The 10,280-nt window shown below is 68.3% G+C and carries 10 protein-coding genes; 5 read left to right on the forward strand and 5 right to left on the reverse strand.

Annotated features, from left to right (window positions below):
• From ACXJKR_RS14885 to uraH, 4 genes are all read right to left on the reverse strand, one after another.
• A partial coding sequence (locus ACXJKR_RS14885; RefSeq protein ID WP_457323489.1) for a urate hydroxylase PuuD occupies positions 1-894 on the reverse strand: 894 nt, incomplete at its 3' end.
• Positions 895-1,025: 131 nt separating this feature from the next.
• A complete protein-coding gene (locus ACXJKR_RS14890; protein ID WP_457323490.1) occupies positions 1,026-2,564 on the reverse strand; it encodes a methyl-accepting chemotaxis protein in 1,539 nt (512 codons plus the stop codon).
• A gap of 199 nt (positions 2,565-2,763) precedes the next feature.
• On the reverse strand, positions 2,764-3,531 hold the full coding sequence (gene xdhC, locus ACXJKR_RS14895) for a xanthine dehydrogenase accessory protein XdhC (RefSeq protein ID WP_457323491.1): 768 nt from the start codon (positions 3,529-3,531) through the stop codon (positions 2,764-2,766).
• On the reverse strand, positions 3,521-3,874 hold the full coding sequence (gene uraH / locus ACXJKR_RS14900) for a hydroxyisourate hydrolase (RefSeq protein ID WP_457323492.1): 354 nt from the start codon (positions 3,872-3,874) through the stop codon (positions 3,521-3,523). Before uraH ends, xdhC begins: the two co-directional genes overlap by 11 nt.
• Before the next feature lie 32 nt (positions 3,875-3,906).
• Here uraH and puuE point away from each other — a divergent pair, with 32 nt between their 5' ends.
• Genes puuE through ACXJKR_RS14915 form a run of 3 tightly spaced genes read left to right on the forward strand, consistent with a single transcriptional unit; the run spans position 3,907 to position 7,840 of the window.
• A complete protein-coding gene (gene puuE / locus ACXJKR_RS14905; RefSeq protein WP_056192736.1) occupies positions 3,907-4,872 on the forward strand; it encodes an allantoinase PuuE in 966 nt (321 codons plus the stop codon).
• Positions 4,869-6,617 (forward strand): 2-oxo-4-hydroxy-4-carboxy-5-ureidoimidazoline decarboxylase, encoded by a 1,749-nt coding sequence (uraD, locus tag ACXJKR_RS14910; protein ID WP_457323493.1) that lies wholly within the window; start codon positions 4,869-4,871, stop codon positions 6,615-6,617. Before puuE ends, uraD begins: the two co-directional genes overlap by 4 nt.
• Positions 6,614-7,840 (forward strand): M20/M25/M40 family metallo-hydrolase, encoded by a 1,227-nt coding sequence (locus tag ACXJKR_RS14915; RefSeq protein WP_457323494.1) that lies wholly within the window; start codon positions 6,614-6,616, stop codon positions 7,838-7,840. The genes uraD and ACXJKR_RS14915 overlap by 4 nt, the downstream gene beginning before the upstream one ends.
• An 18-nt stretch (positions 7,841-7,858) precedes the next feature.
• Here ACXJKR_RS14915 and ACXJKR_RS14920 read toward each other — a convergent pair whose 3' ends face one another.
• The gene (locus ACXJKR_RS14920) at positions 7,859-8,398 is read right to left on the reverse strand and encodes a TlpA disulfide reductase family protein (protein WP_457323495.1); all 540 of its coding nucleotides are present in this window, start codon (positions 8,396-8,398) and stop codon (positions 7,859-7,861) included.
• Positions 8,399-8,487: 89 nt separating this feature from the next.
• Here ACXJKR_RS14920 and ACXJKR_RS14925 point away from each other — a divergent pair, with 89 nt between their 5' ends.
• Entirely contained in the window at positions 8,488-8,877 is a 390-nt protein-coding gene (locus tag ACXJKR_RS14925) for a DUF2946 family protein (RefSeq protein WP_457323496.1), read from the forward strand.
• An 84-nt stretch (positions 8,878-8,961) separates the two neighbouring features.
• On the forward strand, positions 8,962-10,280 hold a 1,319-nt coding region (locus ACXJKR_RS14930; RefSeq protein WP_457323497.1), incomplete at its 3' end, for a TonB-dependent receptor plug domain-containing protein.

Genomic DNA, 10,280 nt, shown 5'->3' on the forward strand with positions numbered 1-10,280 from the left:
GAGTAACGCTGCCAGGCCCAGCGAATCCCAGCCGTTCACGCCCTTGTGCCGCTTCACGAAGAAGATGCGGATCGACACGCCCGCGGCCATCAACACGCACAGCACCAGCCAGTTGTCCGGCCGCTGGTACAGCATGCCGTAGTGGTTGCTGAGCATGGCAATCAGCACCGGCAGGCCGAAATAGGTGTTGTGGACGCTGCGCTGCTTGCCGCGCTGGCCATAGATGGGGTCGGGCTTCTGGCCGGCACGCATCTGCGCGATGACCTTCTTCTGGCCCGGGATGATCCAGTGCGCCACGTTGGCCGTCATCATGGTGGCCAGCGTCGCGCCGACGATCAGGAAGGCCGCGCGGCCGGCGAAGAGATGACAGGCCAGCCAGCTTTCCAGCGCGACAAAGGCAGCGACGACGGCCATCACGCGGCCGTCATTGCCGATTTGCCCATCCTTGGTGCGGCCGAGGGCCTGGCAGGCGATGTCATAGACCGCCGAGCCGACGACCAGGAAGCCCAGCGCCGCCGCCACGGCCTGCCAGGGCGCGCCCCAGGTATGGACGCGCGGGTCGATCAGCATCTGGCTGGCATTGCACAGGTAGAGCACGACGAACAGCGCAAAACCGCTCATCCACGTCCAGTAGCTCTCCCAATAGAACCAGTGCAAGTCCTGCGGCAGGTTGGCCGGCGCCACCATGTACTTCTGCGGGTTGTAGAAGCCGCCGCCGTGCACGGCCCAGAGTTCGCCGTCCACGCCCTTGGCCTTGAGGTCATCGGCGGTCGGCCTGACGAGGTGGTTGTCCAGCCAGACGAAGTAGAAGGACGCGCCGATCCAGGCGATGACGGTGATGACGTGCAGCCAGCGCAGCAGCAGGCTGGCCCAGTCGAGGAGGTAGATATYCATGAGCGGTGGTGTTCTCGCACGGCCCCACCACGGCGGGTGCTGTGGGGCCCAGGGGTCGCGTCAGCGCAGGCTCAACGCCTCCGACACCGCTGCGACAGGGCGGAAGTGTATGCAGCAGCGGCGCCTTGGCGTCAGCCCTTCTTGAACCCGACGTAGGCCACGCCGATCACCGCACCGCGGCCGTCCTTGATCGGGCTGTAGCAGGCATCGAACCGTTTGCCCAGCACTTCCACTTCGCCGCTGAAGGACTGGCCCCGGCTGATCGTCTCGTAGGCCTTGGCTCGCGCCAGCGGCGTACCCACGCCGCGCGTGCCCTCGGGCGTGAGCACATTGGTGCTGATGCGCACGAACTCGTCGCCGGACTTCACGAACACCGTGGCCGTGGCACCGGTCTTTCGCTTGAGGTCGTCCACCAGCTCGTAGTCGTTGTTCAGCTTGCGCGCGCCGAAGTAAAGGCCGGGCACCTGCTTGCCGCCTGACGTTTCAGTGCCCCGGAGCTCGGGCGCACCGAGTTGTGCCAGGCGCGCCTGCATGTCGGCGATGAGGGCCTGGGGGTTGCCGGCCGCGTGCAGCCGGAAGAACGCAACGGCGCCGACGAGTTGCTGCGCCTGATCGCGCAGGCTTTCGGCGGCGGCGGCGCTCTGCTCCACCAGGGCGGCGTTCTGCTGCGTACTGCGATCCATCTGGCCGACGGATTCGCCCACGTCGTTCACGTGCCTGGCCTGCACGGCGCCAGCGGCGCTGATCTCGTTGACGATGCGGTCCACCTTCTGGATGGCGTCCACCACCTGCTGCATCGTCTCGCCCGCGCCGTCCACCTGCCGCGAACCCTGCTGCACCTGCTCGCCGCTGTCGGCAATGAGCTGCTTGATCTCCTTCGCGGCGTTGGCACTGCGTTGCGCGAGGCCACGCACTTCGCCGGCGACGACCGCAAAGCCTCGGCCCTGCTCACCCGCGCGAGCCGCCTCCACCGCGGCATTGAGCGCCAGGATGTTGGTCTGGAAGGCGATGCCGTCGATGACGCCGATGATCTCGGCGATACGTGCCGAGCCGTGGCTGATGGCCTGCATGGTGTCCACCACCCCGCCCACCGCGGCACCGCCGCGCTCGGCCACGCCGCAAGCCGTCGTGGCCACGCTGCTGGCATCGCGTGCATGGTCCGCACCGAGCAGCACCTGCTGGCGCAGCGTCTCCATCGCGCCCGCCGTGCGCTGCAACTCCGCGGCCTGCAACTCGGTGCGGTGGGAGAGGTCGGTGTTGCCGGTGGCGATTTCGGCGCTGGCCATGGCCACGCTCTCGGCACCCTCGCGCACCTGAGCGACAACCGTGATGAGCCGCTGCTGCATCTGCGCCAGACCCGCCATCACGCTGGCCTGGTCGCCGGGTTTGACGGGCACGTGGTGGGTCAGGTCACCTTGGGCAACATACTGCAGTTGCTGCGCCACGACGCGCGGCTCGCCGCCCAGCTCGCGCAGCAGCGCACGCGACAGCACGACGGCCAGCGCCACGACGGACAGGAGGCTGGTGATCAGCAGGCTCCAGATGAGTGCCTGCCCCAGCGATTGCAGCGCCGCCACGCCGAGCGCCACCGTCAGCATGACCAGCCAGCCGAAGGCCAACCCAAGCTTGTGCGCGGTCGACAGTCCGGCCCGCTTCTCGTTCAACGCCATGTCAATTCTTCGTGCACGCGCCAACCGCAGCAGGCGCCGCCGCCGGCGTCGAAAGAACGGGTTGGGCCATCAAAATCTCCGTGTCGGGGCGCATGAGTGCAAACAGCAAAATTGATCCTGCAGCCCGGGAGTATTGGCTGCATCCGAAGGTGCCGAAAGCTCGACGCCGGCGTTGTAACACCGCGTGCCGCGATTTAGTTCACGGCAATGCAAGAACCTGTGCCAACGCCGCAATTGCGATGACCGCCGGCTGTTTGCCCGCCACGCCGGGCACCCCGATGGGGCATACGACGCGAGCCAGGTCGGCCTCCGTGAACCCGCGGGCCTCCAGGCGTTGACGAAAGCTCGCCCATTTGGTGCGGCTGCCGATCATGCCGATGAAGACCAGGTCGCCCCGCTCGCGCTGGCGCTTCAGGCAGGCGGCAATGATCTCGAAGTCCTCGGCATGGTTGTGGGTCATGACGAGGGCGGCCGAGCCGGATGCGAGGTCGCCCACAGCATCGGCTGGTGGGTCGCAGATCTCCTGGCGCCAGCTGTTCGCGGGCGGCTCCACAGGGAACTGGCCCTCGCGGCTGTCGATCCAGTGCAGTGCCAGGGGCAACTCGCGGGCGATATGGGCGATGGCCAGGCCGACATGGCCGGCGCCAAACAGGGCCAGGGGCCGTTGCGGTGCCCGGGGGACATGGGCGGCCAGATCTTCGCCCGCTGCGACGCACTCGAAGGCCAGCCAGACCACGCCGCCGCAACATTGGCCCAGGCTGGGGCCGAGGGGATAGCGTACCTCCGCCTCCAGTTCGTCGCCATCCAGCGCCCGGCGGGCGCGGGCAATGGCGTCGAACTCCAGGTGGCCTCCGCCCACGGTGCCGGTGATGCCATCCGGCGTCACCGCCATCCAGGCGCCCTCCTCGCGCGGTACGCTGCCGGTGGTGCGGGCGACCGTGACGAGGATCAGCGGTTCAGCTGCCACGGTAGGTCGAGTAAGCCCAAGGCGATGCCAGCAGCGGCACGTGGTAGTGGCTGTCTTCATTAGCAATGCCGAAGTCCAGCGGCACCTCGTCCAGAAAAGCCGGCTCCGGCAACACCGTGCCAAGGGCGCGGAAATACGCAGCCACCTCGAAGACGAGGCGGTAGCGACCCGCTGTCAGGGCCGCACCGTCCAGCAGGGGGCCGTCGGCGCGGCCGTCCCCATTCAGGTGCAGGCTGCGCAGCCACTTGGGGCCTTCGGCGTCGAAGCGGTACAGGCGCACGGCCATGCCGGCGGCGGGGCAGCCATTGGCGGTGTCGAGAACATGTGTTGTGAGCTTGCCCATGGAATCTCCGTCGATTGATGCAAAGTGTAGGGATGAGCACGCCCCATCAGCCCCGGTATCCCCGCGACCTCGTCGGCTATGGCGAGAACCCGCCCCACGCGCAATGGCCCGGCAGCGCCCGGGTGGCCGTGCAGTTCGTCCTCAACTACGAAGAAGGCGGCGAGAACTCCGTGCTGCATGGTGACGCCGGCAGCGAGCAGTTTCTGTCCGAGATGGCCAACCCGCCCAGCTTCCCGGCGCGGCACCTGAGCATGGAAAGCATCTACGAGTACGGCTCGCGCGTGGGCGTGTGGCGGCTGCTGAAGGAGTTCGAGCAGCGCGCGCTGCCGTTGACGATCTTCGGCGTGGGCATGGCGCTAGAGCGCTCGCCCGAAGTGACCCAGGCCTTCGTCGAGCTCAACCACGAGATCGCCTCCCACGGCTGGCGCTGGGTGCACTACCAGAACATCGACGAGGACACCGAGCGCGCCCACATGGCCCAGGCAATGGCAAGCCTCAAGCGCCTGACGCTGGGCCGTGACCCGCATGGCCTGGGCTGGTACACCGGCCGCGACAGCCCCAACACCCGCCGCCTGGTGGCCGATTTCGGCGGCTTCGACTACGACAGCGACTACTACGGCGACGACCTGCCCTTCTGGCTGCAGGTCAGGAAGACCAACGGTGAGCTGGCGCCGCACCTCGTCGTGCCCTACACGCTGGACTGCAACGACATGCGCTTCGCCCTGCCTCAGGGCTTCAGCCATGGCGAGCCCTTCTTCGAATACCTGCGTGACAGCTTCGACGTGCTCTATGCCGAGGGCGCCGACAGCCCGAAGATGATGAGCATCGGCATGCACTGCCGCCTGCTTGGCCGCCCGGGGCGGATGCGCGCGCTGCAGAAGTTCCTGGACCACATCGAGGCGCATGACCGCGTCTGGGTCTGCAGGCGGCTGGACATCGCGCGACACTGGAAAACCGTTCACCCCTTTGACGCCAAGACGGCCTTCGTCTGGGAATGATGAAACTCGACGACCTCAACAACGCCAGCGCCGCGGACTTTGTCGCGCTGCTGGACGGCACCTACGAACACTCCCCCTGGATCGCCGAGCGCGCTGCCGCGGCACGCCCGTTCAAGTCGCTGGCTGCGCTGAAGGTCGCGCTGGCCCGTGTCGTACGCGAAGCGACGGTGGATGAACAGCTCGGCCTGATCCGCGCCCATCCCGAGCTGGCCGGCAAGGCCGCCGTCGCCGGCAAGCTGACGGCCGAGTCGACGAACGAACAGCAGAAAGCCGGGCTGACGGCCTGCACGCCCGAGGAGTTCGAGAAGCTCCAACTGCTCAATGCGAAGTACAACGAGCGGTTTGGCTTTCCCTTCATCCTGGCGGTGCGCGGGCCGCGTGGCACGGGCTTCGCGCGCGCCGAGATCATCGCGACCTTCGAGCGCCGGCTGCGCGCCCACCCCGACCTGGAGCGCGCCGAGTGCCTGCGCCAGATCCATCGCATCGCGGAGATCCGACTGAATGACAAATTTGGCGTTCGGCCCGAGCTGGGCGAGCAGGTGTGGGACTGGGCCGCCCAGTTGGCCGTTCACAGCGAGGCCGAGGACTTTCTGACCTGCACCTACGCCACGCCCACGCACACGGCCGTTGCCGAGCAGCTGATGGCCTGGATGCGCGATTGCGGCTTTGACGAGGTCAGCCGCGATGCGGTCGGCAATGTCGTGGGCGTCTACAACGGCACGGGCGCCGACAAGCGGTTGCTGACTGGCAGCCACTACGACACCGTGCGACGCGCCGGCCGCTTCGATGGGCGGCTGGGCATCTTTGTGCCCATGCTGGTCGTGCGCGAGCTGCATCGCGCCGGCAAGCGTCTGCCCTTTGGCCTCGAGGTTGTGGGCTTCTCCGAGGAAGAAGGCCAGCGCTACGCCGCCGACTTCCTGGGCTCCAACGCGCTGATCGGCGGGTTCGATGCAGCCTGGCTGGACCAGACCGACGCCGCCGGCATCACGCTGCGGGATGCGATGCAGGCGGCCGGCCTGCCGGGCACGCTCGACGCCATCGCCGGCTGCAGGCGCGATCCGTCGCGCTACCTCGGCTTTGTCGAAGTCCACATCGAGCAAGGCCCGGTGCTCGACAGCCTGGACCTGCCCCTGGGCATCGTCACCAGCATCAACGGCAGCCGCCGCTACACCGGCGAGATCATCGGCCTGGCCAGCCACGCCGGCACAACGCCCATGGGCCAGCGCCGCGACGCCGCGGCGGGCGTGGCCGAGCTGATCCTGTTCACGGAACAGCGGGCCGCAGCGGTGCCGGACGTCGTCGGCACGGTCGGCATGCTGGAAGTGCCTTCTGGCTCCATCAACGTCATCCCCGGTCGCTGCCGTTTCAGCCTGGACCTGCGCGCAACGACCGACACAGCCCGCGACGCACTCGACGCCGACGTGCGCGCCAAGCTCGACGAGATCTGCCTGCGCCGCGGCCTCAGCTTCACACTGCAGCCGACGTTGGCCGCCAATGCCGCACCGAGCGATGCCGCCTGGCAGTCGCGCTGGGAGGCCGCCGTCGCCGAACTCGGCCTGCCCATCCACCGCCTGCCCTCGGGCGCCGGCCACGACGCGATGAAGCTGCACGAGCTGCTGCCCCAGGCGATGCTGTTCGTGCGCGGCGGCAATGGCGGCATCAGCCACAACCCGCTGGAGTCGGTGACGGCGGATGACGCCGACCTGTCCATCCGGGCGTTTGAACGTTTGATCGACACCCTATGACTCAGAACCGCATTGATGCCTGGATCAGCGAGAACTTCGACGACGAAGTCGGCTTCCTCCAAGCCCTCGTCCGCATCCCTACCGACACCCCGCCCGGCAACAGCGCGCCGCACGCCTACCGCACGGCCGAGCTGCTGGCGGAACTGGGCTTCGAGGCAGAGAAGCACACCGTGCCCGCCGCCGAGGTGCATGCGGCCGGCATGCAGTCCGTCACCAACCTGATCGTGCGCCATCGCTTCAGCGAGGACGGCCCGACGATTGCGCTCAACGCCCACGGCGACGTGGTACCCCCGGGCGAAGGTTGGACGCACGAKCCCTATGGGGCCGAGATCGTCGACGGCAAGCTCTACGGCCGCGCATCGGCCGTCAGCAAGAGCGACTTCGCGACCTACACCTTCGCGCTGCTGGCTCTGAAGAACTCGGGCCTGCCGCTGAAGGGCGCCGTCGAGCTGCACTTCACCTACGACGAGGAATTCGGTGGCGAACTCGGCCCCGGCTGGCTGCTCAGGCACGGCCTCACCAAGCCCGACTACCTGATCGCCGCCGGCTTCAGCTACCAGGTCGTCACCGCCCACAACGGCTGCCTGCAGATGGAAGTGACCCTGCACGGCCTGGCCTCGCACGCGGCCTATCCGAGCACGGGAATCGACGCGCTGCAGGCCGCCAACAAGCTGCTGACGGCCCTCTACGCGCACAACGACGTGCTGAAGATGCGCCGCTCCGAAGTGGCCGGTATCACCCACCCGTATCTGAACGTCGGCCGCATCGAAGGCGGCAGCAACACCAATGTCGTGCCCGGCAAGGTGGTCATCAAGCTGGACCGCCGCATGATTCCCGAGGAAGACCCGACCGCGGTGGAGGCCGAGGTGCGTGCGCTGATTGAAAACACCGTCGCCGCGAGCCCCGGCATCAAGCTCGACATCAAGCGCCTGCTGCTGGCCCATTCGATGAAGCCGCTGCCCGGCGCCACGCCATTGGTGGCCGCGCTGCGAAGGCACGGCGAGGCCGTGTTCGGCGAGCCCATCCCGACCTCGGGCACCCCGCTCTACACCGACGTGCGCCTGTACACCGCCCACGGCATTCCGGCTGCCATCTACGGCGCCGGGCCGCGCACCGTGCTGGAGAGCAATGCCAAGCGGGCCGACGAGCATCTGGTGCTGGACGACCTGAAGCGCGCGACCCAGGTGGTGGCACGGGCGCTGGCCGAGCTGCTTGCCGCGTGACGCGGCGGCGGCACCGGATCAGGCAGGCCCTGCCACCAGCGCCGCGTTGACGGTGTCGACCAGGCTTTTGAGGCTGCTCTCGCCCCAACCGGTCTTGATGCCCGYGACGCTGCGGTCGCGCCGCAGCACAACGGTGTAGGGCAGCGAGCCCGGCGCCTCGAAAGCCTTCTGGCAGGCCTGGGTCGGGTCGTAGCTCAACGTCAGCTGCACATGCTCGGCCAGCGCGCGGGAGAGCTTGCGAAAGACATCGCGCTCCTCCGTGTTGACCGACACGACCTGCAGCCGGTCGGCAGCGGCCCGCTGCAGCCGGTCCAGATAGGGGAATTCTTCGCGGCAATAGCCGCACCACGAAGCCCAGAAGTTAACGACGACCACCTTGCCCTCGTAGTCGGACAGCCGGGGCTCCTTGCCATCAAGCAGGCGGCCCAGTGGAGCGTCAGGCGCCACGCGCTCCAGCGGCGGCCGGGTAGGCTTGGGCTTGGGCTTGGCCGGCTCGTCGGCCCGCGCGCCGCCCACGGCCAGGCATCCAGCCCAGGTCAGCAGGCCGCGCCTGTTCATGCATTGCTTCATCTCGCTTCCCTGTGTCCGGCGCGTTAGGCCGCGGTGGCCCCATTCTGCGCGCAGGCGCTGCCACCTAGAATCCCCCCATGTCAGCCCCGACGCATGCCCGCGCCCGCCGCCACGTCTGGTGGCTCGTGGCMGTGTTCCTGCTGGGTGTGCTGGCACCTGGCGTCAGCGCCGCCCTGGCCCATGCGCGGGGCGACTTTTCGGCCTGGCAGGACGTCTGCCGCGCGCCGGCGTCCAACGCCAATGCCGCCGAGCCCAAGCCCATTGAGGCCGCGCTGGACCTGCTGGCCAAAGGCCATTGCCCGGCCTGCCATCTGGGCGCCGCCGACCTCATCGAGCCTCCCGCGACACCCGAGCTGCGGTTGCGCGACGACCTGGTGCTGGAAGCTCCGGAGCGCTTCTGGACCGCGCCCGTCACTGCCCACGCCTGGCGCCCCGCCAGCGCACGCGCCCCACCCGGGCCGATCTGAGTCATCCGCCGCCGCGGCCATCAAGGCCCGGCGTTTTGCCGGCGCCCGCACCGGGCGCCGGCGCGACCCAGATCCAGCCCTTCCATGAAGAAATCCACCCTTGCGCGCGCGGCCGCCGCTTGCGTCGTCCTGTCCGTGGGGCCAGCCGCGCAGGCCTGTGACGACTGCGACGACGCCTCATCTCCGGCCCAAGTTGCCGCCGCAGACCCCGACACGCCGACGCCGCGCAACAAGCTCGACCTCGTCCGCGTGCAGGGTGTTGCACCCAGCTCCCTGCCCACCAACATCCCAACGACTCGAGAAACCGTCACGCGCGAAGACATTGCGCGCAGCATCAACGCGACCGACTCGGAAGACGCGCTGAAGTACCTGCCCAGCCTGCTGGTGCGCAAGCGCTACATCGGCGACTACAACCACGCCATCCTGTCCAGCCGCGCCTCGGGCACCGGTAACAGCGCACGCTCGGGCGTCTACGCGGACGGCATGCTGCTGTCCAACTATCTGGGCAACGGCGTCGGCGGCCTGTCCTTCCCGCCGCGCTGGGGATTGGTGACGCCGGAGGAGATCGAGCGCGTCGACGTCATGTACGGGCCCTTCTCGGCCGCCTACCCCGGCAACTCGGCCGGCGCCGTCGTCGACTACGTGACGCGCATGCCGACCCAGTTCGAGGCCCATGCCAAGCTGGGCTATGTGTCCCAGCCCTTCGAGCTCTATGGCACCAAGGCCAACTACCGCGCCCGGCAGGCCAGCGCCTCGGTAGGCGACCGCGCCGGCGACCTCAGCTGGTGGCTCAACGTGAACCGCACCGACAGCGACGGCCAGCCGCTGACCTTCGCCAACCGCCTGGCCAGCACGGGCACCGTGGTCACCAACGGCACCCCGGTGACGGGCGCCGTGCTGGTGCCCAACAGCAATGGCCAGCCCTGGTATCTGCTGGGCTCGGCCACGCAATACAGCACCCGGCAGGACCACGTGAAGATCAAGCTGGCTTATGAGCTCAGCCCCACGCTGCGCGCCAGCTATGTGATGGGCGTCTGGCACAACGATTCAGACGGCAATTCAGAGAGCTGGCTGCGCGACGCGAGCGGCAAGCCCGTCTATTCGGGGCCTGTCGTCATCGATGGCAAGCAGCTCACCGCGCCGACTGGTGGCGACTTCCCGTTGACGCGCGAGCAGCTGCTGCACGTCATGCACGGCCTGTCGGTCAAGAGCCGCGGCGGCGGTGAATGGGACTGGGAAGCCGCGGCCAGCCTTTACGACTACCGCAAGGACGACAAGCGCCAGAACACCGCCGGCAACCCACAGCCAGGCGCTCGGACGGGCGGCGCGGGCACGCTGGCCGACGGCAGCGACACCGGCTGGAACACCCTCGCCCTCAAGGGCATCTGGCGCCCCGCGGGGAC

The sequence above is a fragment of the Roseateles sp. P5_E11 genome (genome assembly GCF_054049355.1).